The organism is Agrobacterium pusense, assembly GCF_900102105.1.
In the GTDB taxonomy this organism is placed as follows: Bacteria; Pseudomonadota; Alphaproteobacteria; order Rhizobiales; family Rhizobiaceae; genus Agrobacterium; species Agrobacterium pusense.
The window spans coordinates 80,502-106,435 of sequence record NZ_FNBB01000014.1 but is presented as its reverse complement, the minus strand read 5'-3'; the positions used below and the strand labels follow the sequence as shown (position 1 = coordinate 106,435).

Sequence of the window (25,934 nt, the reverse complement as noted above, 5' to 3'; positions counted from 1 at the left end):
AAAACTCAGACAACGCGACGGTCACGCCACTCGTCGCGTTGTTTTCGCATCCACTCCAGAAAAAGCGTCACCTTTCGCTGCCGCAGGTGAGAATGCGGGCAAACGATCCATTGGGTAACGAGCTTGATGCGCGGTGCGTCGATGACGGGGCAGACAAGCGCCCCGGTGCTCAGTTCCCGTTCCATCATCAGCGTGCTTTCCAGCGCGACGCCCAGACCGCCGGCCGCGGCGTCGATGGCCATATGGCTGCGGTCGAACAGCACGCGCCGCCATCTTTTGTCTGAATGCACGCCCGCCATCGGGAACCAGTGCGTCCACTGCGCCTGTGCCTTCACCGAATGAATGAGCCGCAGTTCGAGCAGATCGGCGGCCTGAAGGCTTCCGGTGGCGGCATAGTCCGGTGAGGACACCGGCAGGAATTCCTCTTCCACCAGCCCTTCCACGAAGAGGCCCGGCCAACGACCATCGCCGTGGCGCAGCTCCACATCGACGAGCTCCTGCGAAAAATCGGTCGGCTCGTTGGTGCCGTCCAAGCGCACTTCCAGTTCAGGATGCTCCTCCAGAAAGGAGCCGAGACGCGGCAGAAGCCATTTGTTGGAAATGGTCGGCGTCGCCCGGATCGTCAGTGCCGTGACGGAACGGAAACCACGAATGCTGTCGGTCGCGTCAGATATCTGCTCGATCTGGGCGGTGATCATCGAAAAATAGCGCTCGCCCGCTTCGGTCAATGTCACCTTGCGGCCGGTTCGCGCCATCAGCGTCGTGCCGAGCTGGCCTTCCAGCAGCTGGATCTGCTGGGAAACGGCCGAAGGCGTCACGCTCAACTCTTCCGCCGCCCGGGAAATGCTGCCCGCCCTTGCCGCGGCGTGGAAAACGAGGATCGATTTTATCGGGATTTGCATGGATAGGGCTTTGCTCAACGGAATACGGCGGTCACCCGAGTATCACAGGTGACCGCCGTGTTGAAAAGCGTTGAAAGCGAGGCTTTTAGCGGTGGCTCGGCAGTTTGGGCAGGAAGACCGTCAAAAGGCCGAGCAGCGGCATGTAGGAGCAGATGCGGTAGACGAATTCAATGCCTTCCTTATCCGCATAGACCCCCAGAACCGCAGCGCCGATGCCGCCGAAACCGAAGGCGAAACCGAAGAACATGCCGGCGATGAGGCCGACGCGGCCCGGCACAAGCTCCTGCGCGAAAACGACGATGGCCGAGAAAGCGGAAGAGAAGACGAAGCCGATGACGACGACCAGAACGGCTGTCCAGAACAGGTTCGCATAGGGCAGCATCAACGCGAAGGGAATGACGCCGAGGATCGAGAACCAGATGACGACGCGCGAGCCGAAACGGTCACCGATCGGGCCGCCGAAGAACACGCCCAGTGCCGAAGCGCCGAGGAAGAGGAACAGCAGTACCTGCGCGTCCTGCACGCCAAGGCCGAACCTGTCGATGGTGTAGAAGGTGAAGTAGCTCGACAGGCTGGCGAGATAGGCATTCTTGGTGGCGGTCAGAACCACCAGCACCAGAAGCGTCATCATCACGGTGCCGCGTGAGAGCGGCAGGGCGCGGCTGGCCGGAGCCTTGCCGACGGTTGCGCGGCGGTGGCGGGTATACCAGACGCCGACCCAGGACAGCACGCCGAAGCCGAGGAGCGCAATCAGCGAGAACCAGCTGAGGCTCGACTGACCCAACGGAATGACGATGAAGGCGGCGAGCAGCGGGCCGATGGCCGTGCCGGTATTCCCACCCACCTGGAAGAAGGACTGCGCCAGACCATGGCGGCCGCCGGATGCCAGGCGGGCAACGCGCGAGGCTTCGGGATGGAAGATCGCCGAGCCGATGCCGATGAGGCAGGCGCCAATCACCAGAACCTCGAAACTATGGGCAAAGGCGAGCGTGATGAGGCCGGCGCAGGTGGAGAGCATGGCCACTGGCAGGGAAAACGGCATGGGCCAACGGTCTGTCACCATGCCGACGACCGGCTGCAGCAGCGATGCCGTGACCTGAAAGGCGAAGGTAAGCAGTCCGATCTGTACGAAATCGAGCGCGTAATTGGCTTTCAGCAACGGGTAAAGCGACGTCAGCAGCGATTGCATGATGTCGTTCAGCATGTGGCAGAAGCTCGCGGCTGCGATGATTGAAAACGCCGTGCGTTGCGGGTTGAACCCGGTGCTGGTGACGGTGGCCATGAATTATCCTCTCCAGATCCCCGCCGATGAAACGGGAAACATGTCTTTATTTGCTCCCGCTTTTATTCATATTGTGTCTGGCCTGCATTTGTGTTCTGGACGATTTTCTTTGTGAGTGGGCCAAATGGCAAAAATCAAATCGCGACAGACAGTCGGTGTGACGCTCGAGGAGCATGAGCGCAGCCTGAAATTGATCGACGGCACCAATGAGCCGGTGCTGGCGCTCCATCGCATCTATCCGACGGGGCATCGCACGCCGCCCCATAACCATAGTCGCGTGCAGATATGGTGCGCGCGCCGGGGGGTGGTGCTGGTCAGCACGGCGGATGGGCGCTGGATGATACCGCCGGGTCACGGGCTGCTCATTCCCGCCGGTCTGCAACATGAGGCCGAAGTCATCTCCAATGTCGAGATGCACTCCATCTACGTCCATCCCGATCTCTTCCAGGCAACGTCTCCAAGGGTCGTGGAAATAACAGATCTCGCCTCGAGCCTCATTTCCGAGTTGCTGGCCGAGGAACATCAGCCAGCTGCTTTTCACCGGCAGGGTCTCGTGCGCGCACTTTTGCTGGATGAAGTGAACCGCCTCCCGGAACGCCCTTTGGGTTTGCCATTTCCGGACAATCAGCGGCTGGCAGCGCTTTGCCGGGATTTCCTCAACAGGCCCGTGGCGCGGGTGGAGATCGATGACTGGGCGGCGGCCATGGGCATCAGCCGCCGGTCCTTTACGCGTCTGTTTCGCAAGGAACTGGGGGTGAGCTTCGCCACATGGCGTCAGCAGGCCTGCATCTTCGCCTCCCTGCCGCGGCTGGCGGCGGGGGAGGCCGTGACGAACGTGGCGCTGGATGCCGGTTATGAAAACATCCCCGCTTTTACAACGATGTTCCGGCGAATGCTGGGCAGCTCGCCCCGGGCTTATCGACAGGCGGCGCGGCAGCGCAGCGCTGCTTTTCCCGATTTTGAAGAGATGGGTGGCTAGGGTTGGGGTGCTCACTCAACCTCATCCCTGTGACGAGCACAGGAACGAGGAGGGCACCCTAAGCCGCCGCCGCCCGCATGTCGCGGCGGAAATCGGAAGGCGACATGCCTGATATCTGGCGGAATGCCTTGTTGAATGCGCTGACCGAGCCAAAACCGCTTTCCATGGCGATCTGCAGGATATTGTCCTTGCCCGTCATCAGCATGGCCTGCGCGCGCGAAAGACGGAGCAGGGTCAGATATTTGATCAGCGTCATGCCGGTGGATTTGCGGAACAGGTTCATCGCATATTTCGGGTGAAGCGCGGCGGCGCGGGCGATGTCGGTTGCGTCGATATCGTCGAGGAAATTGGCGGCAATGAAATCGCACATGCGTACCACGCCGATGGAGGGCGCCATGCCCTCATCATTCTCTCTGCGTTTGCCGCTGGCGGCGGAAGATATGACGGAGTATGGCTCGAGGAACATCCGCTCGACCCTGAGCAGCAATTCTTCCACCGCGTGCTGGGCTTTCGCCGGGTCGCCGGAGGTGACATAGCGAAACCAGCGGCCGAAATTTTCGGCGTCTGCCTTGTCCGTCTCAGCACTCACCATCGTCGCACCGCCCATCAGTAGGCTCGAAACGGTAGCGGGCAGGCGCATGCGGAAAAAGTGCACGAGCGGAAGATGCGCGCCGGCGTAAAACGAATCGTCGGAAGAGTGGTCCATCTGGTGCGGCTGGCCACCCCAGAAGATGCACATCTGGCCGGAATTAAGCGTAAGGTCATGATCGCCCATGCGATAATGCACCGATCCCGCCATCACGTAATTCACCTCCACCTGCGCGTGCCAGTGTGGCCTGAGCATGATGGGCGGGTGATTGTGAAAAAGCTGAAGGGTTGTCGGCATGCCTTCGATGCTGCTTGCACCCGGCTGGTAGAAGGCTCTTTCAGCAATCTTACTTTCCGCCAAATCGATGTTCCCTTTTTACGAGACAGATTTCCTGCCGCCGGTAATGTGCCCATGTTCGCTGAAGAACGGCAATTGAAAAAGGGAGGTTTTCAATGTGCTTGAAATTTCTTGGCGCGTCTACGGCCATGCTGCTTCTTGCAGCCCCGGCTTTCGCGCAAACCGAGACCGTCACCATCTGGAGCTGGAATGTCGCGGCTTCCGCGCTGAAATCCACGGTAGAGGGCTTCAACAAGCAGAATCCGGATATCAAGATCGTCGTTGAAGACCTTGGAAACAATCAGGTTTTTGACAAGACGCTGGCCGCCTGCGCCGCCGGGGGCGATGGTCTTCCTGATATCGTCACCATTGAAAATTTCGAAGCGGAACTGTTCTGGAGCCGTTTCCCCGATTGTTTCGCCAATCTGACCGAACTTGGCTATACGCCTGAGAAACAGGCGCTTTTCCCCGATTTCAAGCGCACGGAACTGGAGGTTGACGGTGTCGCCTATGCGGTTCCGTGGGACTCCGGCCCGGTAGCGGTTTTCTATCGCCGCGACTTCTATGAAAAGGCAGGCGTCGATCCGGCCACCATCAAGAGCTGGGATGATTTCATCGCCGCCGGCAAGAAGGTCATGGCTGCCAATCCCGGAACGGTCATGGCGCAGGCCGACTTCAACGGCGATAGCGAATGGTTCCGCATGATCGCCAATGAGCAGGGAGGCGGTTACTTTTCGACCGATGGCCAGAACATTACCATCAACCAGCCCGCCTGTGTCGCGACCCTTGAAAAGGTCAAGGAAATGAAGGACGCCGGCATCATCACGGCGGCGATCTGGGATGAAAAGATCCAGGCCAATACCGCCGGCAAGGCGGCAAGCCAGATGTATGGCGCCTGGTACGAGGGCACGATCCGCTCCGGCTCGCCCGATCTCGCGGGCAAATGGGGCGTCTATCTGATGCCGAGCCTCACGCCTGACGGTCCGCATGCGGCCAATCTCGGCGGGTCTTCGCTGGCGATCAGTTCGACGTCCGAGCACAAGGAAGCCGCATGGAAATACATCGATTACGCGCTGACCACGAATGAGGGCCAGGTGACGATGCTGAAATCCTTCGGCCTCGTTCCCTCGCTGCTATCAGCCATCGACGATCCCTTCGTGAAGGAGAAGCACCCCTATTGGGGCGGGCAGGCGGTCTGGACCGATATTCTCGCCACGCTGCCGAAGATCGTTCCAAGCCGCGGCACGGCATTCCAGTCCGATGCGGATGCGATCTACAAGGCGACGCAGACGAAATATTTCGCAGGTGGCTATCCCGATGCGAAGGCGGCGCTCGATGATGCGGCAAAGCAGATCGAAACGGCGACGGGGCTGCCGGTGGCGCAGTAAGCCGGCGGCCACGACCGAGCGGGTGCCACGGGTTTCTTCTCGCCGAGTGAGAGAAGTCCGCGGCAGCGGGATGAGGGGGCAAGGGTGGAGATAAACCGAGAGCTTGCCCCCTCATCCGGCCCTTCGGGCCACCTTCTCCCCGATCGGGGAGAAGAAACAGGCCGCACCGTCTTGCAATGGTCTCGCCCTCAAACGGGGGCAGGCCTCCAAGCTTTTCCATTTATCCGGACCATGTCCGGCATCTGGAGGTCGTCATGCCGTCTAGGAACAGGATCGCTTATGCGTTCCTTGCACCTTATCTCCTGATTTTCGCCACCTTCTGGGTCTGGCCGATCATCAGCTCGTTCATGCTGTCGTTCCAGAATACCCGCATTAACCCGTGGCGGTTTGCACCGTCCATGAACTGGGGGCGGCTCGTCTCCGATCCGGCATTTTATAACGCGCTTTACAATACGCTGATCATTCTGGTCATTCAGGTGCCGGTCATGATCGCGCTCGCCACCGTCATGGCGGTGCTCCTGAATTCGCCGCTGCTGAAAGCGCGGCCGCTCTATCGTTTTGCCTTCTTCGCGCCTGTCGTTGTCGGCGAGGTGGCCTATGCGGCGGTGTTCCGGCTGATGTTCAGCGCCGATTTTGGCATCATCAACAAGCTCATCACGTCAGTCGGCCTTGCGCCCATCTCGTGGTTCGACAATGCCAATGCGGCCATGGCGCTGGTCATCATCGCGGTGACCTGGCGCTGGGCGGGGTATAACGCCATCATCATTCTCGCCGGTCTGCAATCGATCCCCGGCGATGTCTATGAGGCGGCGACGCTGGACAAGGTGAGCAAGCGCCAGCAGTTTTTTCATATCACGCTGCCGCTCCTCAAGCCCATCATCCTGTTCTGCGTTGTCCTGTCGGTCATCGGCACCATGCAGCTCTTTGCCGAACCCTTCCTCATCACCAACAGGGGCGGGCCGGGCGGCGGCACGGAAACGCTGGGACTTTTCCTTTATCGGCAGGGCTTCACCTCGCTCAATTTCGGGTACGCCTCGGCCATCGCCTACACCATGGCGGCGCTCGCCATCGCCATTTCGCTGCTTAATCTCTGGGTCGGGAGGGAGCCGAAATGAGATCGAAATCGAGATTGCTTTTCTGGCAAAAGATCGCTCTGCACGCGGTGCTGACGCCACTTGCCGTCATCTGGCTGTTTCCGCTGTGGATGATGTTCGTGTTCTCGACGATGCCGGATTACGGCATCTTCAGCCCCGATATCGTTCTGGTGCCGTCCACCAACTTCATCGAGAACTTCAGCAACCTGCAGGCGGATACGAATTTCCTCAGGGCCATGTTCATCTCGATCACCGTTGCCTGCATCTACACCGTCCTTTCGGTCTTCCTGACGTCGATGGCGGGCTGGGCGCTGGCGCGTTACCGTTTTGCGGGACGCGGCGTGGTGATCGCCATCATTCTCGGCACCATCACCCTGCCGTTTGCAGTCGTCGTCATTCCGCAATTCATCATGGTGGCGCGGGAATTCAAGCTCGCCAATACCTGGGTGGCGCTGATCGTGCCGCCGCTCTTCAACTCGCTCGGCGTGCTGTTCATGCGGCAATCCTTCTCGATGATGCCGACGGAGCTTTTCGATGCCGCGCGGGTGGAAGGCGTCAAGGAATGGCAGATTTTTCTGCGCATTGCTTTGCCCTTGGCGCGGCCCACAATGGCGGCGCTCTCCATCATTCTCTTCCTGGCCTCGTGGAACAATTACCTCTGGCCGCTTCTCATCAATTCCCGCCCAGGAATGATGACCGCACCCGTGGCGCTTGGCACCCTTATCGGGCTCACCAAGGTGTCATGGGGCGGCATCATGGCCGGCGCGGTGCTGCTGACCGCACCCATTCTCGTGGTTTTCGTGGTCCTGCAGCGTCACTTCATCGCCGGCATTTCAGCCGGGGCAGTCAAGTAAGGGGAGGCCGCATGGCGGAACTTTCGCTCAAAAACGTGGTCAAGCGATACGGTGCGCTGGAGGTGATCCATGGCGCCAACCTTGAGGTGAAAGACGGGGAATTCGTCGTTTTTGTCGGCCCGTCCGGCTGCGGAAAATCCACGCTTCTCAGAATGATCGCGGGGCTGGAGGATATTTCCGGCGGCGATATCGTGATTGGCGGCAAGACGGTCAGTGATGCTGATCCGGCCGATCGTGGCATTGCCATGGTGTTCCAGTCCTATGCACTTTATCCGCATATGACGGTGGCCGAAAACCTCTCCTTCGGCCTCAGGATGAACGGCAACCCAAAGGCCGATACGGAAAAGCGGGTCAACCGCGCCGCCGAAATCCTGCAGATCAATGAACTGATGGATCGCCGGCCGAAACAGCTTTCCGGCGGCCAGCGGCAGCGTGTGGCCATCGGCCGAGCCATTGTGCGCGAGCCGCAGGTCTTCCTGTTCGACGAGCCTCTGTCCAACCTCGATGCGGAACTGCGGGTGCAGATGCGCGTCGAAATTTCGCGCCTGCACAAGCAACTCGGCACCACGATGATCTATGTGACGCATGACCAGACCGAGGCGATGACGCTGGCCGACAAGATCGTGGTCCTGCGGGCGGGCAATATCGAACAGGTGGGTGCGCCGCTCGATCTCTATGACGATCCCGCCAACCGCTTTGTCGCCGGCTTTGTCGGCTCGCCGAAGATGAACTTTCTCGACGCCACTGTCATCGGCGGCGGCGCCGACAGCGTCACGCTCGCTCTCGACAGCGATCCTGCGGTGCGGCTGACTTTGCCGATCAAAGAGCGCGTCAACGAGGGCGCGAGGGTCACGCTCGGCATCCGGCCGGAGCATTTTGCCGATGCGGGCGGGGTCGATGCCGATCTCACCGTGCATGTCGATGTCGCCGAGCATCTCGGCAATACCAGCTATGTCTATGCCCGAACCGAAGGCGGCGAGCAGCTCATCATCGAGCGGCCGGAATCGCGTGATGTCGGCAATCGCGACCGGCTGACGGTCGGCCTTTCCGCCCGCCGGGCTTTCCTTTTCGACAGCAAGGGCGAACGCCTGCGCTGAACCCTTTCCCAAGCACCCAAGACCGATACGAAAGACGAGGATTTTATGACCACCGAACAACCGATCCGCTGGGGCATCATCGGCCCGGGCACCATCGCCAGAACCTTTGCTGACGGTATCGCCCATTCCCGCACCGGCAGGCTTGAGGCCATCGCCACGCGCAATCCGGACAAGCCCGGCCTTGCCGAAGCTTTTGCAGGCGCGCGCATTGTGAAGGGTTACGATGCGCTGCTTGCCGATCCCGATATCGACGCGGTCTATATCGCCACGCCCCATACGGGCCATGCCGAGTGGGCAATCAAGGCAATCCGGGCGGGCAAAAACGTGCTGGTGGAAAAGCCTATCGCGATTTCCGCTTATGACGCCGACGCCATTTTCCATGAGGCGAAAAAGGCCTGCGTTTTTGCCGGTGAAGCCTATATGTATCGCCTGCATCCGCAGACGGCGAAATTGCTGGAACTGGTGAAAGCCCGCGCGGTGGGCGATATCCGCATCATCCGATCCAGCTTCGGTTTCAACATGGGATCGTTCCGGGCCGATCACCGGCTGTTCGCCAATGAAACCGCGGGCGGCGGCATTCTCGATGTCGGCGGTTATCCGGTTTCCATGGTGCGGATGATCGCAGGCGCTGTGGATGGAAAGCCTTTTGCGGAGCCCGAAAAAGTGGCGGGTGCTGCCCATCTCGGCCAGTCGGGCGTTGATGAATGGGCCTCGGCCGTGCTGAAATTCCCAAACGGCATCGTCGCCGAAGTCTCGTGCTCGATCATGGCGGCGCAGGACAATGTGCTGCGCATCATCGGCTCGGACGGCCGGATCGAGGTCAGGGATTTCTGGTTTGCCGCCGGCCACAAGGGCGGCACCGGGCGGATCGATATCATCAGGGGCGACAAGGTCGAAACCATCGAGCTGCCGGAGGATCGCTGGCTTTATTCCTTCGAGGTCGATGCGGCGGGCGAAGCAATTCGCCAGGGTAAAAAGGAATTCGATGCACCCGGCATGGCCTGGGCGGACAGCCTCGGCAACCTGCGCGTCATGGACCAGTGGCGGGCTTCCGTCGGGCTGGAATACAGCGTCGAAAAGGCGACGTCGCGCATCGCCAATATTGCCGGTGGCAAGGTCGTGGCCGGAAACGTGGTTCCGAAGCGGCAGATACCGGGCCTTGCCAAGCCCGCTTCGGTCGTCGCGCTCGGCTTCGAATTCTTCCCCAATTTTGCTTCCGCTTCCCTGACGCTCGACGCGTTTTACGAGGCCGGCGGCAATCTCTTCGATACGGCCTATGTTTATGGCGGCGGCAAGACGGAAGCGATTTTTGGTGACTGGCACACCAGCCGTAACGTGCCGCGCGAAGAGATCGTGCTGATCGGCAAGGGCGCGCATTCGCCGCTCTGCTACCCCGATATGATTGCCAAGCAACTCGATCAGTCGCTTGAGCGCCTGAAGACGGATTATGTCGATGCCTATTTCATGCATCGCGATAATCCCGACGTGCCGGTTGGCGAGTTCGTCGATGCCATGGATGCCGAAGTCCGGCGCGGGCGCATTCGCGGCATTTTCGGCGGCTCGAACTGGACGCGCGAGCGCATGGATGAGGCCGCGGCTTACGCGCAGAAGAACGGCAAGCAGGCCCCCGGCGCCCTTTCCAACAATTTTTCGCTTGCCGAAATGCTCGATCCCATCTGGGCAGGCTGCGTGGCGGCATCGGATGACGAATGGAAAGAATGGCTGAAATCTCGACAAATCCCAAATTTCGCCTGGTCCAGCCAGGGGCGCGGTTTCTTCACCGAGCGGGCAGGGCGGGACAAGCATGACGATGAGGAAATCGTCCGCGTCTGGTATTCCGACCGCAATTTCGTCCGTCGCGATCGGGCGATCGAGCTTGCGCAGAAACTCGGGCGCCACCCAATCCATATCGCTCTCGCTTATGTCATCGCCCAGCCTTTCCCGGTCATCCCGCTGATCGGGCCGCGCACGATTGCGGAGCTGGAGGATAGTCTTTCGGCGCTGGATATTGCGCTGACGGACGAGCAGGTGAAGTGGCTGGAGGCGTAAGAGTGGATTGAGGCTGAGGATTTATCTGCCGCCTCTTTCGGATAGGGCAAACCGTTGCGGCATATTTCTTCTCCCCGCCGCGGAGAAGGTGGCCCGAAGGGTCGGACGAGGGGGCTAGCTCTCCGGATATCTCTACCGGAGCCCCCCCTCATCCCGCTGCCGCGGACTTCTCCCCGGCGGGGAGAAGAAACGAGTTGCACCCGCTCGCTCCAACTGACGACTCTCAGGGTTGAGACATCATCTTCCACCTTCTTTCCTATCCCGGTGACTGCTAAAGCGTAGGTTCACAAACCTGCCGCCAAACAATCACCGGAGTTCCCATGAGCGATATCGACCGAGGCCGCGCCCAGCAGCTGATGCGGGAGGCGGAGATTGATGCGCTGGTACTGTTCCAGCCTGAGGCCTTTCGTTATGCGGTTGGTGCGCCTGCCGGTGTTGCGACCATGTGGGGCAAAGCGGGTTCCGCAATTGCGCTGGTGCCTGCCGATACCGGGGCAGGGCTGGCCGCTGTCGTCAGTGATCATGCCGCGTCGATCATCAGGAGGGCGGCACCTGATATCGATCTGCGCTGCCATCGCATCTGGATCGATTTGGTCGATCTTTCGGGTGTGGAAACCATCGCGCAGGTGGATGATGCCTATCGCCGCAACAATTCCGGTGGGGCGCGGCCAGAGACATTTGATCGTACCGCCTGCTTCGGCCTGCTCTCCGATCTGCTGCGGGAGCGCGGACTGTCCGCGGCGCGCATCGGTGCCGACCTTGAATTCATGCCCGCCGCCGATTTTTTCGCCCTGCGTCAGGCGCTGCCCGAGGTGAACTGGGTTGATGGTTCGACGGTGCTGAAACGTCTGAGGGCGGTGAAATCCCAACGCGAGATCAACCTTCTCAGGCAGGCGTCAGCCGCCGCCGAGGCGGGGTTGGTCGAGATGGCAGCCGCCGTCCGACCGGGGGCGGCCCTTGGTCAACTCTCTGCCGCCTGGAAATCCGGCGCGCAGGCATATGCCGCAAAATCCGGTTTTTCGTTGAGCGGGCATTGGGACTACATTTCGGTCGGCCCGGCTTTGTCGGATATGACGGCAGCGGTCGCGCCGGGTGCGCTGATCAAGGCCGATGTGGGCACGCTGGTGGACGGTTATTCTTCGGATGGCGCGCGGACTTTTTCATGGGGGCCGGTTTCGCCTTTGGCGGGCGATATCTTCAAGGCTCTGGAAGCGGCCTTCGCCCGCGGGCTGGACGCGCTCCGCCCGGGCAATACATTCGGTGCAGTGCACGCCGCCATGCTGGCCTCGATGCGCAAGGACGGCTTCGGTGAATATTATCGCGGCCACTTCGGCCACTCCGTTGGTGGCAGCGTCGGTATCGAGGAATGGCCGTTCTTTTCCCACGACAATCCGGAAGTCATCCTTCCCGGCATGGTCGTTGCGCTCGAAGCGCCGTTTTATGGGGAAGTCGTGGGTGCGTTTATGATCGAGGACCAGTTCCTCGTCACCGCATCTGGCGCAGAGTGCATGAACAGCCTGCCACGCACCCTGCGGGATTTGTCTGCGGACTGATCGCCGGATCAGAGGAAATCGTCGCGGCGCGGCGTGAAGCAGTCGATCAGTTCGCCCTCTTCCAGGCACAGGCAGCCATGCTCGATATGGCCGGGAATGACGAGGCTATCGCCCTTCTTGAGGTCGTAGGCCTCGCCATCACGGTAAAAGCGGAAGCTGCCGCTGGCGACATAGGTCGATTGTACATGCGGATGGCTGTGCAGCCTGCCTTCCGCGCCGGTCTTGAAACGGAACGATACCACCATCAGTTCGGGCGCTTCGGAAAGCACGGTGCGTTCTACGCCATCGTCGGGCGAAACAGTGGGGAAGGTCGGAAGCTGCTGCATATCTTTCTCCTCAGTCAATGCGGTTCAGGCGGCAATCTCAGCGCGGTGCGCGCAACATCGCGCGGTATCGCATCTGGCTGCTTTTCAGGTGGTTGCGCATGGCGCTTCGCGCCGCCTCCTCGTCGCCGTCCTGTATCGCGATCAGTATCGCCTCGTGCTCTCCCACCAGACGGCTGAGATCAGCGGGCGAAAGCACGGTCTCGGAGCCGTTTTCGGCCACGGCGCGGCGGGGAATGACGGTCGGGCCAAGCACCTGCAGAAACTCGCTGAAGCGGGGATTGTTGGTCGCTTCGGCAACGGCCAGATGGAAGGCGAAATCGGCCTCGGCCGTCGGGCTGCCCTTGGCGGCGCTGGCGCGGAAGGCGTCGAAGGCCTCGATGATCTTTTCTTCCTGCGCCGGCGAACGGCGGATCGCAGCAAGGCCCGCGGCATCGCCTTCCACCGCGGTGCGCAGTTCCAGCATTTCGATCAGCGAGGAGACGCGGGCCAGATCGACATTATGGAAAGGCCGCCGTTCGACCGGGGCGGGCTCCAGTACGAAGACACCGGCGCCCTGACGCGGTTCGACGAGACCGTCTGAGCGCAGGGAGGCAATCGCCTCGCGCACAACGGTTCGGCTCACGCCGAATTCCTGTGTCATCTGCGCTTCCGATGGCAGGCGGTCGCCAGTCTTGTAGCGGCCCTTGGCGATCTGGCTGCGGAGTTCCTCCGAAACCTTCACCACAAGCGTTTTGGCCTGTGGCGCTGCCGGTTCGGAGGTCGTCGTTCTTGTCATCTTCGTCGCCGTTCTAAAAATATCGGTTGCGTCTACCGTTCCTCGATACGTTATTCGCGGCCCGGCTTGCAATCCCACCGCCTGCCGGGAACGTTCCCTGCCGCTTTTCACGTCGCCTTGAAGATCGGGTTGTCGACGAAAACACCGCCCTGAAACCGCACCATGGCATCGCCGGGGTCGGGTTTCGGCGTTGTCTCGACAATGTGCCGCCGGAAGGCCTCCGCATTGTCTTTGGGTTTCCATCCGAGAAAACCGAGATGCGAATTGTCCCACCAGCCGGCGTCATTGGCAGACGCACCCCATACAACGGGGCAGCCGAGGATCGGTGCCCGAAATACCGCTTCGATCAGCGATACGAAATCGTCGTGCGAGAACCAGGTGGACAACATGCGATAATTGGTGGGTTCCGGGGTGCAGGAACCGATGCGCACAAGCGCCGTCTCCTGCCCGAACTTCTCGAAATACATGCGGGCCAGGTTTTCGCCAAAACACTTGGAGACGCCGTAAAGCCCGTCCGGTCGGAAGGGGGCGTCGGGGCCAAGACGCTCCGTCTGGGGATAATAACCGATCGTGTGGTTGGAACTGGCAAAAACGATCCGCGGCTGTCCATGGGCGCGGGCGGCTTCATAGAGATTATAAAGCCCGATGATGTTGCCTTGAACGATCTGTTCGAACGGCTTTTCCACCGATATGCCGCCAAGGTGGATAATCCCGTCGCAACCGGCGACCATGGCATCCACGGCATTTGCGTCCGCCAGGTCGCACTGCACGCATTCCTCGTTCGGGTCTGCCGGGTCTAGCGGAGCAAGATCGGCGAGGCGCAATATCTCGGCCACCGGTGCGAGGCGTTCGCGCATGACGCGGCCGAGCTGACCTGCCGCACCGGTAACAAGAAGCCGTTTCATCGCAATTCTCCATCAGCATTATACGTCATCGACGCAGTCAGATATGGCAGCGCCTCTTGACCTTGTCATACAGATCGTACAAAAAGCGGATAACATATATTATGTGCCATACGCAACAATCATGAAGGATGAGTTTGATGCTGACCGTCGAAACAAGGCAGGCCGTGAACCCGGAATATGCAAAAACGCTGGATACCGAAGGTCTCCGCCGGCATTTCCTCGCCAGCGACATGTTCCGTTCCGGTGAAATCAGGCTGATCTACACCCATTACGACCGCTTCGTGATGGGCGGCGCCGTGCCTGACGGAAAGCCGCTGACGCTCGACAAGGTGGAGGAAACCAGGACGCCTTCCTTCCTCGATCGGCGTGAAATGGGCATCGTCAACATCGGTGAGGCGGGCACGGTCAGCGCCGGCGGCGAAACCTACACGCTGAACCGCGGTGACGTGCTTTATCTCGGTGCCGGCAGCGGCGCGGTGACCTTCGACGGCGCCGGGCGATTCTACATCACCTCGTGCCCGGCGCATCGCAGCCTGCCGGCGAAGCTGGTGACGCTGGCGAACAGCAAGGAGGTCAAGCTTGGTGCAACCCAAACCTCCAACAAGCGCACCATCAACCAGTTCATCCATCCGCTGGTCATGGAAAGCTGTCAGCTGGTGCTGGGATATACGACACTGGAGGACGGCTCGGTCTGGAACACCATTCCCTCGCATATTCATGACCGTCGCATGGAGGCCTATCTCTATTTCGGCATGGATGAAAAGTCGCGCGTGCTGCACCTGATGGGCGAGCCGCAGGAGACCCGCCACCTGTTCATTTCAAATGAAGAAGGCGCGATTTCCCCGCCCTGGTCCATTCATTCCGGTGCGGGCATCGGCTCCTACACCTTCATCTGGGCCATGGCCGGCGACAATGTCGACTATACCGACATGGACTTCATTCAGCCGGGAGACCTGAAATGAGGAACCCCTTTTCGCTTCAGGGGCGCAAGGCGCTCGTCACCGGCGCGAATACGGGGCTCGGCCAGGCGATTGCGGTGGGTCTCGCCGCTGCCGGCGCGGACGTCGTCTGCGCCGCCCGTCGTGCGCCGGATGAAACGCTTGCCATCATCGCGAGTGACGGCGGCAAGGCCAGCGCATTGTCTATCGACTTTGCCGATCCGCTGGCGGCAAAAGACAGTTTTGCCGGTGCCGGTTTCGACATTCTCGTCAACAATGCCGGCATCATCCGCCGTGCCGATTCCGTTGAATTTTCCGAGCTGGACTGGGACGAGGTGATGGACGTCAACCTCAAGGCGCTGTTTTTCACCACGCAGGCCTTTGCAAAGGAGCTGCTGGCGAACGGCCGCGCCGGCAAGGTCGTCAATATCGCCTCGCTCCTGTCGTTCCAGGGGGGCATTCGTGTGCCGTCCTATACGGCTGCAAAACATGGCGTCGCCGGTCTCACCAAGCTTCTGGCAAATGAGTGGGCGGCGAAGGGCATCAATGTGAATGCGATTGCGCCGGGTTACATCGAAACCAACAATACAGAGGCACTGCGCGCGGATGCGGCCCGCAACAAGGCCATTCTCGAGCGCATTCCGGCTGGCCGCTGGGGTCATTCAGACGATATAGCCGGGGCGGCGGTTTTCCTTGCTTCGCCGGCGGCGGATTATGTGCATGGCGCCATTCTCAATGTCGATGGCGGCTGGCTGGCGCGCTGAGCCGCGCCCGCCTGTAAAATTCATCATATAACTTGTATGATGAATTGTTGACAAATATACGGCAAGTGGTTTAGGTGACTTTCGGTCATTGAACTTCAAAGGAATACCGATCATGAACCCTGAACAAATCAAAACGGCTCTCGGCTCCGGCCTTCTGTCTTTCCCGGTCACCCATTTCGATTCCGAGGGCCGTTTCGCTGCCGACAGCTACAGGGCCCATGTCGAATGGCTTGCCGGTTACAAGGCGCCGGTGCTGTTTGCCGCAGGCGGCACCGGCGAGTTCTTTTCGCTGAAGCCGGATGAGATTCCGACCATCGTTTCCGCCGCCAAGGAAGTCGCCGGCGAAACCGCCATCGTTTCCGGCTGCGGTTACGGCACTGAAATTGCGGTCGATATCGCCCGCTCCGTCGAAAAGGTCGGTGCCGATGGCATCCTGCTTCTGCCGCATTATCTCATCGATGCGCCGCAGGAAGGGCTTTACGCCCATATCAAGAAGGTGTGTCAGTCGGTCGGCATCGGTGTCATGGTCTATAACCGTGACAACTCGGTTCTTCAGGCCGATACGCTGGCGCGGCTGTGCGACGAGTGCCCGAACCTTGTCGGCTTCAAGGACGGCACCGGCGATATCGGCCTCGTTCGCCAGATCACCGCCAAGATGGGGGACCGCCTGATGTATCTCGGCGGAATGCCAACCGCGGAACTGTTCGCCGAAGCCTATCTCGGTGCCGGTTTCACCACCTATTCCTCGGCCGTATTCAACTTCGTGCCCGGCCTTGCCAACGAGTTCTACGCAGCGCTGCGCGCCGGCGAGCGTGCCACCTGCGAGCGCATTCTTGTCGATTTCTTCTATCCATTCATGGCGATCCGCAACCGCGCCAAGGGTTATGCCGTCTCCGCCATCAAGGCCGGCGTCCGCCTGCAGGGCTTCGATGCCGGTCCGGTGCGTGCGCCGCTGAAGGACCTGACCAATGAGGAAATCGGCATGCTCGAAGCCCTGATCGGCACGCACAAGCGCAAAGCCTGATCACGGCATAACGGGAGGGGAGCCATGAAAATCACGGCAGTGCGCACGCATCTGCTTGAACACCGGCTGGACACGCCGTTCGAAAGCGCCTCCATGCGTTTCGACCGGCGGGCCCATGTTCTGGTGGAAATCGAATGCGACGACGGGACCGTCGGCTGGGGCGAATGCCTCGGCCCGGCGCGGCCGAACGCCGCCGTGGTCCAGGCCTATTCCGGCTGGCTCATCGGCCAGGACCCTCGCCAGACCGAAAAGATCTGGGCCGTGCTTTATAATGCCCTGCGCGATCAGGGCCAGCGCGGCCTCAGTCTTACGGCCCTGTCCGGCATCGATATCGCGTTGTGGGACATCAAGGGCAAGCATTACAGTGCTTCCATCTCGATGCTGCTCGGTGGGCGCTGGCGCGAGAGCGTGCGCGCCTATGCCACTGGCAGCTTCAAGCGTGATGGTGTCGACCGCGTTTCAGACAATGCGTCCGAAATGGCGGAGCGCCGCGCTGACGGCTTCCACGCCTGCAAGATCAAGATCGGCTTCGGCATCGAGGAGGACCTCAGGGTCATAGCCGCGGTTCGAGAGGCGATCGGGCCTGACATGCGGCTGATGATCGATGCCAATCACGGTTATACGGTCGCCGAAGCCGTCACGCTTGGCAACCGCGCCGCCGACTATGGCATCGACTGGTTCGAGGAGCCGGTGGTTCCCGAACAGCTCGATGCCTATCAGCGTGTACGGGCAGGGCAGCCGATCCCGGTTGCGGGCGGCGAGACCTGGCATGGGCGTCACGGCATGTGGCAGGCGCTTTCCGCCGGTGCCGTGGATATTCTCCAGCCCGATCTCTGCGGATGCGGCGGTTTTTCAGAAACGCAGAAGATTGCCACGCTTGCCACGCTGCACGGCGTGCGCATCGTGCCGCATGTCTGGGGCACCGGCGTACAGATCGCCGCCGCGCTGCAATTCATGGCGGCGATGACGCCTGATCCGGTGCGGGTCAATCCCATCGAACCGATCATGGAATTTGACCGCACCCATAATCCGTTCCGTCAGGCGGTTCTCAGTGAACCTCTCGAAGCGGTGAACGGTATCGTCGCCATTCCCGATGGTCCCGGTCTCGGCATCGAGATCAACCGGGATGCACTCGTTGAATTCAGGATGCCAGACCCATGAGTGAACTCGTCAGAAAGCTGAGCGGCACCGCGCCGAAACCCGCTTTCCCGAAAGGCGCGGTCGATACGCAGATGCACATGTATCTACCCGGATATCCCGCCTTGCCGGGTGGCCCCGGCCTTCCGCCGGGCGCCCTGCCGGGACCGGAGGATTATCGTCGCCTCATGCAATGGCTCGGCATAGACCGGGTCATCATCACGCAGGGCAATGCCCATCAGCGAGACAATGGCAATACGCTGGCCTGTGTTGCCGAGATGGGCGAGGCGGCGCGCGCGGTCGTCATCATCGATGCCACCACGAGCGAAAAGGACATGGAGAAGCTTGCCGCCGCGGGTGCGGTCGGCGCGCGTATCATGGATCTGCCGGGTGGCGCGGTGAACCTTTCCGAACTGGAAGCGGTGGACGAGCGGGCGCATGCGGCCGACTGGATGGTGGCGGTGCAGTTCGACGGAAACGGTCTTCTCGACCATCTGCCGCGTCTTCAGAAAATCCGCTCGCGCTGGGTGTTCGATCATCACGGCAAGTTCTTCAAGGGCCTCAAAACCGATGGGCCGGAAATGGCGGCGCTTCTGAAACTCATCGACGGCGGCAATCTGTGGTTCAAATTCGCCGGCGTTTATGAAAGCTCCCGCGAAAGCTGGCCCTACGAGGATGTCGCCGCCTTTTCGCGGGTGATCGCGGCGCATGCGCCGGAACGCATCGTCTGGGGCACCAACTGGCCGCATAATTCCGTGCGCGAGACGGCTGCCTATCCTGATGATGCCCGCCTTGCGGAACTGACGCTTGGCTGGCTTCCGGATGAGGCGGCGCGTCATCGGGCGCTGGTCGAAAACCCCGAAGAGCTGTTCAAGCTGCCGCCATTCAAGGCGTCATAGGTCAATCCGGGATGGTTGGGGAAGGGAGGCCCCATCATCCTTTTCACATGAAAGGTCTTTGCATGCCGGCCCGGATGGGCGTGAAAAAATCGGCCCGACAAGCCTTGGAGGGGCTGGGCCGTTTCAACAATGGAGGAGGAAAGCATGAAAAAGATTGCAAGCATGATGTGCGTCGCGATGGGGATCGCGCTGTCCGGTGTTTCCGCCATGGCGCAGGAAATCACCCTGCGTTCGGCCGATATTCATCCGGACGGTTATCCCACGGTCGAAGCCGTGAAATATATGGGCGAGCTTCTGGCCGAGCGGACCAATGGCCGTATCAAGATACAGGTCATGAACAATTCCGTTCTTGGCGGCGAAAAGGACACCATCGAGCAGACCCGCTTCGGCGTCATCGACATGAACCGCGTCAATGCCGCGCCTTTCAACAATCTTGTCAAGGAGACCACCGTTCTTGGTCTGCCTTTCCTGTTCCGCTCGACGGAGCACATGCACAATACGGTCGACGGTCCGATTGGTGATGAGGTTCTGGCTGCTTTCGAACCGCACGGTCTCGTCGGTCTCGCCTTTTACGATTCCGGCGCCCGATCCTTCTACACCACCAAAAAGCCCATCGAAAAACTGGCGGATCTGAAGGGGCTTAAAATCCGCGTGCAGCAGTCGGACCTGTGGATTTCGATGATGCAGGCCTTCGGCGCCAACCCGACGCCAATGCCGATGGGCGAGGTCTATTCCTCACTTGAAACCGGTGTCGTCGACGGTGCCGAAAACAACTGGCCATCCTACGAATCCGCCCGTCATTATGAGGTGGCAAAGAACTATTCTCTGACCGAACATTCTCTGAACCCGGAAATCCTCGTCATTTCGAAGATCTCCTGGGACAAGCTCTCCCCGGAAGACCAGAAGCTGCTGCGCCAGGCGGCCAAGGATTCGGTCGGCAAGATGCGCGAACTGTGGAGCGCCCGTGAAAAGGCCTCGGAAGAAAAGGTCCGCGCCGGTGGCGCCAATGTCATCAAGGTCAACAAGGAGGAATTCGCTGCGGCGATGGGTCCGGTCTACGACAAGTTCGTCACCGATCCGAAGATGAAGGACCTTCTGGAACGGGTGAAAGCGGTCAAGTAACGCGTGGGAAACCGGCCTTGGAAACAAGGCCGGTTTTCTTTTGTCGCCGTTGATGCGGGAGGAACAGACAATGCGACACTTCATGCGGGCCATCCGCCCTTTTCTCGGCGCGCTCAGCCACGCGTCGCTTTATATTGCCGGTATCGGCATGATCGCCATGACGCTTATCGTCGGCTGGCAGGTCTTTGCGCGGTATATTCTCAACGATTCACCCAGCTGGTCTGAGCCGCTGTCGCTGCATCTCATGTCGTGGTTCATCATGCTTGGCGCCGCCGTCGGCGTGCGCGAGAGCGTGCATCTGGGGCTCGATATTCTGCGCTACATGATGCCGCCGCGTGTGCAGAAGGGCATGGACCTGACAAGCCTTGCGCTGATCTTCTTCTTCGGTGCCGGCATGGCCTGGTATGGCACCTCGCTTGCCATGGGGACATGGACGGCGACGATCCCTGTTCTCGGCTGGCCGGGCGGGACGGATTTCTTTCCGCTGATCGGCGGCGGTTTCCTTATCGCGCTGTTTGCTGCCGAACGTTTCGTCGATCTTTCCATCGGCGAGGAAATCGCTGCAGACGTGATCGTGCAGGAGGCCGCATAAATGGCTTACACCATTCTCTTCGGGGTGTTCACCCTGCTGATGCTGATCGGAACGCCGATCGCGTTCTGCCTCGGCATCGCGTCCTTCGCCACGGTTCTTTATCTCGGCCTGCCACCCATCGTGGTGTTCCAGCAGATGAATTCCGGCATGAATGTCTTCGCGATGATGGCAATACCGTTCTTCATCTTCGCCGGTGACCTGATGGTGCGCGGCGGCATCGCCCATCGCCTCATCCGCTTCGCGGCAGGCCTCGTGGGGCACCTGCGCGGCGGTCTCGGTCAGGTCAACATCGTGGCTTCGACACTGTTCGGCGGCATTTCCGGCTCGGCCGTCGCCGATGCTTCCGCCGTCGGCGGGCTCATGATCCCGCAAATGGCCAAGCGCGGCTATGACAGGGATTATGCCGTCAATGTCACCGTCAATGCCGCCATTATCGCGCTGATGATCCCGCCCTCGCACAACATGATCCTCTATTCGATCGCGGCGGGCGGCAATGTCTCTGTGGCCGATCTCTTCACCGCCGGTATCATTCCGGGGCTGTTGCTTGCAGCAGCGCTGATGGTGACGGCCTATATCGTCGCCCGGCGCAAGGGCTATCCGTCTGAGCCTTTCCCCGGTTTCTCGAAGCTGATGTATTATTTGCTGGCGTCTTTCCCCGGCATCCTGCTGATCGGCATCATTTTCGGCGGCGTGCGTTCGGGCATCTTCACCGCGACCGAGAGTTCCTGCATCGCCGTGCTCTATGCCTTCCTTGTCGCCATGCTGGTCTATCGCGAACTCAACTGGGACGGCTTCGTGGAAGCGGTGATGGGGGCGGTTCGTACCACGGCCATGGTTCTGCTGGTCATCGGCACGGCGGCATCCTTCGGCTGGCTGATGGCCTTCCTGCAGGTCCAGACATTGATGATCGCGGCAATCAGTGCGATTTCGGACAACCCGATCATCGTGCTACTTGTCATCAACATCATCCTGCTGCTGCTCGGCACCTTCATGGACATGGCGCCGATGGTCATCATTTCCACGCCGGTGCTTCTGCCTGTCGTAAAGGCCTTCGGCATCGACCCCGTGCATTTCGGCGTGGTGATGATCCTGAACGCCGGCATCGGTCTCAATACGCCGCCGGTCGGAACGGTGCTCTTCGTCGGCTGCGCGGTGGGCGGCATATCGATACGGGAGGCAATGCGGACGATCTGGCCGTTCTTCGGCGCCAGCATCGCAGTGCTGCTTGCTGTCACCTATATTCCGTCGCTGTCCCTGTGGTTGCCGTCACTGTTCCGGTAATTCCAGCGCTTTCAAACGAGAAGGCCCCCTTATGCCGGGGCCTTTTCCGTTTCGTCGGCAAGCAGCCTTTGCTGCTCATGCTCGTCAAATGCCATCAGGTTGCCGTGCCGGCTGCGGCGTATCCGGTTCATATGGTCACGCGGGCTTAATCCCAATGTCCGCTTGAACATGCGCGAGAAATAATAGGGGTCGCCATAACCCACCTCGGCCGCCGCTGCCGAGACCGAAAGTCCGGCCTCGAGAAAATGCATGGCACGTTCCATGCGTTTGAACTCCTGATATTTGCGCGGCGTCCGTCCCACCCGCTTCTGGAATTCCCGCAGGAAATAATCGCGATTATAGGGCGCCGCATCGGTGGCCCGCCCGGCAATGTCGGGGTCCAACGGATTGGCGGAAATCATCGTGATCGCCTTCATCACCGCAAGGTCGAGGCCTTCCGTACCCTCCGGCTGAAAACTCGGGCGGTCGACCCAACCCAGAAACGCGTCATCGATGAAGGCGATCAGAAGCACCATGAAGAGATGATGTTGACCCAGAGTGACGGAGGAAGGAGGCGCGCTCTGCCGGTAGTGGCGCACCAGCGGCTCCAGAAGCGACCAGCGGCTCAGCCGCAGTTTCGGTTTCAGGTCCATCTGCGCGATCAGGTTGTGGCGGCCGTAAATATCGAGCGTGAAATGCTGCGCCACGCCGCGATAGGTCACGGCCTGCTCGTTCCACCCCACAAAGCGTTGCCCTCGGAAAATAAGCATGGCGTCACCGGGCTCCAGTACCCTTGCTTCGCCATCAACGAGATAGTGCCCGCGCCCCTCCAGGCAGATGATGAGATCGTCCACCGGATTGGATTTGTCGATCTGCCAGGTGCGCGAATGCTCCATTTTGATCGTCGCGCGCGTCAGGTTGAGGTTGAGCGCCTCAGGCGGAACGGATGACAGAATGCCACCTTCGATTTCGTCCATCTTTTTCCTCGTCTTTGTTAATTCACCTTGGCGCTGAAATTTGGTTTTGTCACCGCATAAATTGCTTTTACGCGCCGTATCAATGAGGGAGGAGATCGGTCGCGGCGAGGAAATACGCTTTATTGCGCCCGCCGCTGGCCGTTCCGGGAGAATCACTTGTACGAAATTGTATTCTGTCAGTCGCGTTCCACCGGGACGCGGGGAGGAGCATCATGAAATCTCAGCGCTTCCTGGGGCTGGGATATCTGACGCCTTACATCATCGGGCTTTTGGTCTTCACGGCCATTCCGTTTCTTGGCTCGCTCTATCTCAGTTTCACCCGTTACGACTTGATGAGCGATCCCAGTTGGGCAGGGCTTGCCAATTACGAGCGGCTGTTCACCCGCGACCGCACCTTCATGAAATCCCTGAACGTCACCCTGTTCTACGTGTTTCTGACGGTGCCGCTGAAGCTTGCCTTTGCGCTGTTCATCGCGGCAATACTCAATTACAAGCTGCAATTCATCAACTTTTTCCGCACCGCCTTTTACGTGCCGTCCATCCTCGGCGGCTCGATCGCGATTGCGGTTCTGTGGCGCTATATCTTCGCCAGCGAAGGCCTTGCCAATATGGCGCTTGCCGCCGTGGGACTGTCGCCGGTGGACTGGTTCGGAGATCCGGGCAATGCGCTTTTCACCATCACGCTGCTGCGCTGCTGGCAGTTCGGTTCGGCCATGGTGATCTTCCTTGCGGCCCTGCAATCCATCGACAAATCGCTTTACGAAGCGGCCGCCATCGATGGTGCCGGCAAGGTGAGGACCTTCTTCTTCATCACCCTGCCGCTTCTGACGCCGGTGATCTTTTTCAACCTCATCATGCAGATGGTGCAGGCATTCCAGGAGTTCAACGGCCCTTACATCATCACCCAGGGCGGGCCGCTGAAGTCCACCTATCTCCTGCCTCTTTATATCTACGACGAGGCCTTCAAGAAGTTCAACATGGGCTATGCCTCTGCAATCGCCTGGGTGCTCTTCACCATCATCACCGTGCTGACCCTCGTGGCCTTCTGGTCCTCGAAGAAGTGGGTCTATTACGCCGGCGACAAGCGGAACTGATGCCATGACCGATATCGCAACCCTAAACGACATGCAGGCGGCCCGCCGGGCGCGGCTCAGGCTGCTTTCCACCTCGGTCCGCTACGTGCTTCTCTTCGCGGTCGGACTCGTCATGCTCTACCCGCTGATCTGGCTGGTGGGCGCAAGCTTCAAGACCAATTCGGAAATCTTCTCCGGTGCCGGTTTCATCCCGGAAAACCCGACGCTGGATGGCTATATCCGCGGCTGGGAAACCTCGACGCCCTACACCTTCGGCCGGTTCTTCTGGAACTCGTTCCTGATCATCCTGCCGAAGGTCATCGGCACGGCGATTTCCTGCACCATGGCGGCCTATGCCTTCGCCCGCTTCGATTTTCCGCTGAAGAAGATCCTGTTCGGCTCGGTCATCGCCATTCTGCTGCTGCCCAATGTCGTCACCCGCATTCCGCAATATATCCTGTTTCGGGATCTCGGCTGGCTGGACAGTTTCCTGCCGCTCTGGGTGCCCTCGGCTTTCGCCGGTGATGCCTTCTTTGTCTTCATGCTGGTACAGTTCCTGCGCTCGCTGCCCTCGGACATGGAAGAGGCCGCCCGGGTGGACGGCGCCAACAGCCTGCAGACACTGGTCTACATCGTCGTACCGATGCTGGCGCCGGCGCTGATCTCGGTCTGCCTGTTCCAGTTCATGTGGACGATGAACGACTTTCTCGGTCCGCTGATCTACCTGTCCTCGGTCGACAAATATCCGGTGAGCCTGGCGCTCAAACTCTCCATCGACACCACCGAAGCCTTTGAATGGAACCGCATCCTGGCGATGTCGGTGCTGACGATCGCGCCCGCGCTGATCGTGTTCTTCGCGGCGCAACGGTATTTCATTGAAGGGATCTCGTCTGGCGGGGTCAAGGGCTGAAAATGGCAAGCGTTCAACTTAAAAATCTCGAAAAAGTCTATGGCGGCAGCTTCAAGGCGGTGCACGGCATCAATCTCGACGTCGAGGATGGCGAGTTCATGGTGTTCGTCGGCCCTTCGGGCTGCGCCAAATCCACGACGTTGCGCATGGTGGCGGGGCTGGAGGAAATCACCGGCGGTGAAATCCTGATCGGCGATCAGCGGGTCAACGACCTGCCGCCCGGCAAGCGCTCCATTGCCATGGTGTTCCAGAACTATGCGCTTTATCCACATATGAAGGTGCGCGGCAATCTCGCCTTCGGCCTGAAGATCGCCGGTGTCGCCAAGCCGGAGATCGAGAAGGCCATCGACAATGTCGCGCGCATTCTGGAGATCGAGCCGCTGCTCGACCGTCTGCCGAAGCAGCTTTCCGGCGGGCAGGCGCAGCGTGTGGCGCTCGGCCGTGCGCTCATCAAGAAACCGGGTGTGTTTTTGTTCGATGAGCCGCTGTCCAATCTCGACGCCAAGCTTCGTGCTTCGATGCGGGTTCGCATTACCGATCTGCACCGCCAGTTGAAAGCGGAAGGCCTGTCATCGACTGTTATCTACGTCACCCATGACCAGACGGAGGCCATGACCATGGGTGACCGCATCTGCGTCATGCAGGCAGGTCGCATCATGCAGGTCGCGACGCCGAAGGAGCTTTACAACCATCCGGCCAATCTCTTCGTCGCCGGCTTCATCGGCACGCCGGAAATGAACCTCGTGGATGTGGCAATCGAGGGTACTGAATTCGTGATCGCCGGTCAGCGCCTGCCGATCGGCGCGCATCTGGAACAGCGACTATCGGCGAGACCCACGGACGCCGTCATCGGCATCCGTCCGCAGCATTTCTCATTGGCGGAGGCGACCGATGGTCCGGCGCTGCAGGCGAAACTCACCAATGCGGAATTCATGGGCCACGAGGTCTATCTGCACGCCGATCTCGGCGGCCAGAAGGTCGTCAGCGTCGTCGGCGCGGCGGAATTCGAGGTGCTCGGCCGCGATGGTCTTCTGCGCCTGAAGCCGGACCCGGAGAAGCTGCATATTTTCGACAAGGCCGATGGGCGCAACGTTTCGCTGTGAGGAGCG

Annotated in this window: 25 protein-coding genes; 18 read left to right on the top strand and 7 right to left on the bottom strand. The window is 60.2% G+C overall.

The features are described from left to right. Nucleotides 1-5: 5 nt before the first annotated feature. Nucleotides 6-902: a LysR substrate-binding domain-containing protein gene (locus BLU28_RS23200; RefSeq protein ID WP_006700384.1), complete on the bottom strand. Its 897-nt coding sequence runs from the start codon at nt 900-902 to the stop codon at nt 6-8. Between the two features lie 85 nt (nt 903-987). Beyond that, nucleotides 988-2,184, bottom strand: a complete 1,197-nt coding sequence (locus tag BLU28_RS23195) for an MFS transporter (RefSeq protein WP_004445010.1) — start codon at nt 2,182-2,184, stop codon at nt 988-990. A gap of 124 nt (nt 2,185-2,308) precedes the next feature. Here BLU28_RS23195 and BLU28_RS23190 point away from each other — a divergent pair, with 124 nt between their 5' ends. Then, nucleotides 2,309-3,163, top strand: a complete 855-nt coding sequence (locus BLU28_RS23190) for an AraC family transcriptional regulator (protein WP_004445008.1) — start codon at nt 2,309-2,311, stop codon at nt 3,161-3,163. 58 nt (nt 3,164-3,221) lie between these two features. Here the strand turns inward: BLU28_RS23190 and BLU28_RS23185 are convergent, their stop codons facing one another. Beyond that, nucleotides 3,222-4,118, bottom strand: coding sequence for a helix-turn-helix domain-containing protein (locus BLU28_RS23185; RefSeq protein ID WP_169692187.1), 897 nt, complete (start codon nt 4,116-4,118; stop codon nt 3,222-3,224). 86 nt (nt 4,119-4,204) lie between these two features. Between BLU28_RS23185 and BLU28_RS23180 the strand changes: the two genes are divergently transcribed. From BLU28_RS23180 to BLU28_RS23155, 6 genes are all read left to right on the top strand, one after another. Next, nucleotides 4,205-5,476, top strand: a complete 1,272-nt coding sequence (locus BLU28_RS23180) for an ABC transporter substrate-binding protein (protein WP_077987643.1) — start codon at nt 4,205-4,207, stop codon at nt 5,474-5,476. 254 nt (nt 5,477-5,730) lie between these two features. Next, on the top strand, nt 5,731-6,591 hold the full coding sequence (locus tag BLU28_RS23175; RefSeq protein WP_022562661.1) for a carbohydrate ABC transporter permease: 861 nt from the start codon (nt 5,731-5,733) through the stop codon (nt 6,589-6,591). After that, nucleotides 6,588-7,424, top strand: coding sequence for a carbohydrate ABC transporter permease (locus tag BLU28_RS23170; RefSeq protein ID WP_077987642.1), 837 nt, complete (start codon nt 6,588-6,590; stop codon nt 7,422-7,424). Before BLU28_RS23175 ends, BLU28_RS23170 begins: the two co-directional genes overlap by 4 nt. An 11-nt stretch (nt 7,425-7,435) precedes the next feature. After that, nucleotides 7,436-8,521 carry an ABC transporter ATP-binding protein gene (locus BLU28_RS23165; RefSeq protein ID WP_077987641.1) on the top strand — a complete coding sequence of 362 codons (1,086 nt, stop codon included), beginning with the start codon at nt 7,436-7,438 and terminating at the stop codon, nt 8,519-8,521. 45 nt (nt 8,522-8,566) lie between these two features. Continuing rightward, nucleotides 8,567-10,570, top strand: a complete 2,004-nt coding sequence (locus BLU28_RS23160) for an aldo/keto reductase (RefSeq protein WP_077987640.1) — start codon at nt 8,567-8,569, stop codon at nt 10,568-10,570. Nucleotides 10,571-10,890: 320 nt separating this feature from the next. Next, entirely contained in the window at nt 10,891-12,123 is a 1,233-nt protein-coding gene (locus tag BLU28_RS23155; RefSeq protein WP_077987639.1) for a M24 family metallopeptidase, read from the top strand. 8 nt (nt 12,124-12,131) lie between these two features. Here the strand turns inward: BLU28_RS23155 and BLU28_RS23150 are convergent, their stop codons facing one another. The 3 genes from BLU28_RS23150 to BLU28_RS23140 form a co-directional block, all read right to left on the bottom strand. Beyond that, entirely contained in the window at nt 12,132-12,449 is a 318-nt protein-coding gene (locus BLU28_RS23150; protein WP_077987638.1) for a cupin domain-containing protein, read from the bottom strand. Nucleotides 12,450-12,486: 37 nt separating this feature from the next. After that, the gene (locus BLU28_RS23145; RefSeq protein ID WP_004444990.1) at nt 12,487-13,224 is read right to left on the bottom strand and encodes a FadR/GntR family transcriptional regulator; all 738 of its coding nucleotides are present in this window, start codon (nt 13,222-13,224) and stop codon (nt 12,487-12,489) included. A 107-nt stretch (nt 13,225-13,331) separates the two neighbouring features. Beyond that, nucleotides 13,332-14,129 carry an NAD-dependent epimerase/dehydratase family protein gene (locus BLU28_RS23140; RefSeq protein WP_077987637.1) on the bottom strand — a complete coding sequence of 266 codons (798 nt, stop codon included), beginning with the start codon at nt 14,127-14,129 and terminating at the stop codon, nt 13,332-13,334. Nucleotides 14,130-14,266: 137 nt separating this feature from the next. Here BLU28_RS23140 and kduI point away from each other — a divergent pair, with 137 nt between their 5' ends. The 8 genes from kduI to BLU28_RS23100 all read left to right on the top strand — a co-directional run bounded on the left by kduI (nt 14,267) and on the right by BLU28_RS23100 (nt 21,886). Next, entirely contained in the window at nt 14,267-15,091 is an 825-nt protein-coding gene (kduI, locus tag BLU28_RS23135; RefSeq protein WP_077987636.1) for a 5-dehydro-4-deoxy-D-glucuronate isomerase, read from the top strand. After that, nucleotides 15,088-15,831 (top strand): 2-dehydro-3-deoxy-D-gluconate 5-dehydrogenase KduD, encoded by a 744-nt coding sequence (gene kduD / locus BLU28_RS23130; protein WP_077987635.1) that lies wholly within the window; start codon nt 15,088-15,090, stop codon nt 15,829-15,831. Before kduI ends, kduD begins: the two co-directional genes overlap by 4 nt. A 112-nt stretch (nt 15,832-15,943) precedes the next feature. Next, complete coding sequence (gene kdgD, locus BLU28_RS23125) at nt 15,944-16,855, top strand: 5-dehydro-4-deoxyglucarate dehydratase (RefSeq protein ID WP_004444985.1); 912 nt, start codon at nt 15,944-15,946, stop codon at nt 16,853-16,855. A gap of 24 nt (nt 16,856-16,879) precedes the next feature. Beyond that, nucleotides 16,880-18,016, top strand: coding sequence for a D-galactarolactone cycloisomerase (locus BLU28_RS23120; protein ID WP_077987634.1), 1,137 nt, complete (start codon nt 16,880-16,882; stop codon nt 18,014-18,016). Further along, entirely contained in the window at nt 18,013-18,891 is an 879-nt protein-coding gene (locus BLU28_RS23115; protein ID WP_077987633.1) for a D-galactarolactone isomerase, read from the top strand. Before BLU28_RS23120 ends, BLU28_RS23115 begins: the two co-directional genes overlap by 4 nt. A 144-nt stretch (nt 18,892-19,035) precedes the next feature. Further along, nucleotides 19,036-20,013, top strand: coding sequence for a TRAP transporter substrate-binding protein (locus BLU28_RS23110; RefSeq protein WP_077987655.1), 978 nt, complete (start codon nt 19,036-19,038; stop codon nt 20,011-20,013). 70 nt (nt 20,014-20,083) lie between these two features. Beyond that, nucleotides 20,084-20,605: a TRAP transporter small permease gene (locus tag BLU28_RS23105; protein ID WP_022562649.1), complete on the top strand. Its 522-nt coding sequence runs from the start codon at nt 20,084-20,086 to the stop codon at nt 20,603-20,605. Continuing rightward, on the top strand, nt 20,606-21,886 hold the full coding sequence (locus BLU28_RS23100; RefSeq protein WP_004444979.1) for a TRAP transporter large permease: 1,281 nt from the start codon (nt 20,606-20,608) through the stop codon (nt 21,884-21,886). Nucleotides 21,887-21,915: 29 nt separating this feature from the next. Here BLU28_RS23100 and BLU28_RS23095 read toward each other — a convergent pair whose 3' ends face one another. Beyond that, nucleotides 21,916-22,842, bottom strand: a complete 927-nt coding sequence (locus BLU28_RS23095) for a helix-turn-helix domain-containing protein (protein WP_077987632.1) — start codon at nt 22,840-22,842, stop codon at nt 21,916-21,918. A gap of 212 nt (nt 22,843-23,054) precedes the next feature. Here BLU28_RS23095 and BLU28_RS23090 point away from each other — a divergent pair, with 212 nt between their 5' ends. The 3 genes from BLU28_RS23090 to BLU28_RS23080 are packed head-to-tail and all read left to right on the top strand — an operon-like array spanning nt 23,055 to nt 25,928. Beyond that, nucleotides 23,055-23,936: a carbohydrate ABC transporter permease gene (locus BLU28_RS23090; RefSeq protein ID WP_004444977.1), complete on the top strand. Its 882-nt coding sequence runs from the start codon at nt 23,055-23,057 to the stop codon at nt 23,934-23,936. A 4-nt stretch (nt 23,937-23,940) separates the two neighbouring features. Then, complete coding sequence (locus BLU28_RS23085) at nt 23,941-24,825, top strand: carbohydrate ABC transporter permease (RefSeq protein WP_004444975.1); 885 nt, start codon at nt 23,941-23,943, stop codon at nt 24,823-24,825. Between the two features lie 2 nt (nt 24,826-24,827). Continuing rightward, nucleotides 24,828-25,928, top strand: coding sequence for an ABC transporter ATP-binding protein (locus BLU28_RS23080; protein ID WP_004444973.1), 1,101 nt, complete (start codon nt 24,828-24,830; stop codon nt 25,926-25,928). Nucleotides 25,929-25,934: the final 6 nt, after the last annotated feature.

Excerpts from the sequence above, each read along its gene's own strand:
- BLU28_RS23200 (WP_006700384.1), bottom strand. The coding sequence starts at position 902 with ATGCAAATCCCGATAAAATCGATCCTCGTTTTCCACGCCGCGGCAAGG.
- BLU28_RS23195 (WP_004445010.1), bottom strand. The coding sequence starts at position 2,184 with ATGGCCACCGTCACCAGCACCGGGTTCAACCCGCAACGCACGGCGTTT.
- BLU28_RS23190 (WP_004445008.1), top strand. The coding sequence starts at position 2,309 with ATGGCAAAAATCAAATCGCGACAGACAGTCGGTGTGACGCTCGAGGAG.
- BLU28_RS23180 (WP_077987643.1), top strand. The coding sequence starts at position 4,205 with ATGTGCTTGAAATTTCTTGGCGCGTCTACGGCCATGCTGCTTCTTGCA.
- BLU28_RS23175 (WP_022562661.1), top strand. The coding sequence starts at position 5,731 with ATGCCGTCTAGGAACAGGATCGCTTATGCGTTCCTTGCACCTTATCTC.
- BLU28_RS23170 (WP_077987642.1), top strand. The coding sequence starts at position 6,588 with ATGAGATCGAAATCGAGATTGCTTTTCTGGCAAAAGATCGCTCTGCAC.
- BLU28_RS23165 (WP_077987641.1), top strand. The coding sequence starts at position 7,436 with ATGGCGGAACTTTCGCTCAAAAACGTGGTCAAGCGATACGGTGCGCTG.
- BLU28_RS23160 (WP_077987640.1), top strand. The coding sequence starts at position 8,567 with ATGACCACCGAACAACCGATCCGCTGGGGCATCATCGGCCCGGGCACC.
- BLU28_RS23155 (WP_077987639.1), top strand. The coding sequence starts at position 10,891 with ATGAGCGATATCGACCGAGGCCGCGCCCAGCAGCTGATGCGGGAGGCG.
- BLU28_RS23150 (WP_077987638.1), bottom strand. The coding sequence starts at position 12,449 with ATGCAGCAGCTTCCGACCTTCCCCACTGTTTCGCCCGACGATGGCGTA.
- BLU28_RS23145 (WP_004444990.1), bottom strand. The coding sequence starts at position 13,224 with ATGACAAGAACGACGACCTCCGAACCGGCAGCGCCACAGGCCAAAACG.
- BLU28_RS23140 (WP_077987637.1), bottom strand. The coding sequence starts at position 14,129 with ATGAAACGGCTTCTTGTTACCGGTGCGGCAGGTCAGCTCGGCCGCGTC.
- kduI (WP_077987636.1), top strand. The coding sequence starts at position 14,267 with ATGCTGACCGTCGAAACAAGGCAGGCCGTGAACCCGGAATATGCAAAA.
- kduD (WP_077987635.1), top strand. The coding sequence starts at position 15,088 with ATGAGGAACCCCTTTTCGCTTCAGGGGCGCAAGGCGCTCGTCACCGGC.
- kdgD (WP_004444985.1), top strand. The coding sequence starts at position 15,944 with ATGAACCCTGAACAAATCAAAACGGCTCTCGGCTCCGGCCTTCTGTCT.
- BLU28_RS23120 (WP_077987634.1), top strand. The coding sequence starts at position 16,880 with ATGAAAATCACGGCAGTGCGCACGCATCTGCTTGAACACCGGCTGGAC.
- BLU28_RS23115 (WP_077987633.1), top strand. The coding sequence starts at position 18,013 with ATGAGTGAACTCGTCAGAAAGCTGAGCGGCACCGCGCCGAAACCCGCT.
- BLU28_RS23110 (WP_077987655.1), top strand. The coding sequence starts at position 19,036 with ATGAAAAAGATTGCAAGCATGATGTGCGTCGCGATGGGGATCGCGCTG.
- BLU28_RS23105 (WP_022562649.1), top strand. The coding sequence starts at position 20,084 with ATGCGACACTTCATGCGGGCCATCCGCCCTTTTCTCGGCGCGCTCAGC.
- BLU28_RS23100 (WP_004444979.1), top strand. The coding sequence starts at position 20,606 with ATGGCTTACACCATTCTCTTCGGGGTGTTCACCCTGCTGATGCTGATC.
- BLU28_RS23095 (WP_077987632.1), bottom strand. The coding sequence starts at position 22,842 with ATGGACGAAATCGAAGGTGGCATTCTGTCATCCGTTCCGCCTGAGGCG.
- BLU28_RS23090 (WP_004444977.1), top strand. The coding sequence starts at position 23,055 with ATGAAATCTCAGCGCTTCCTGGGGCTGGGATATCTGACGCCTTACATC.
- BLU28_RS23085 (WP_004444975.1), top strand. The coding sequence starts at position 23,941 with ATGACCGATATCGCAACCCTAAACGACATGCAGGCGGCCCGCCGGGCG.
- BLU28_RS23080 (WP_004444973.1), top strand. The coding sequence starts at position 24,828 with ATGGCAAGCGTTCAACTTAAAAATCTCGAAAAAGTCTATGGCGGCAGC.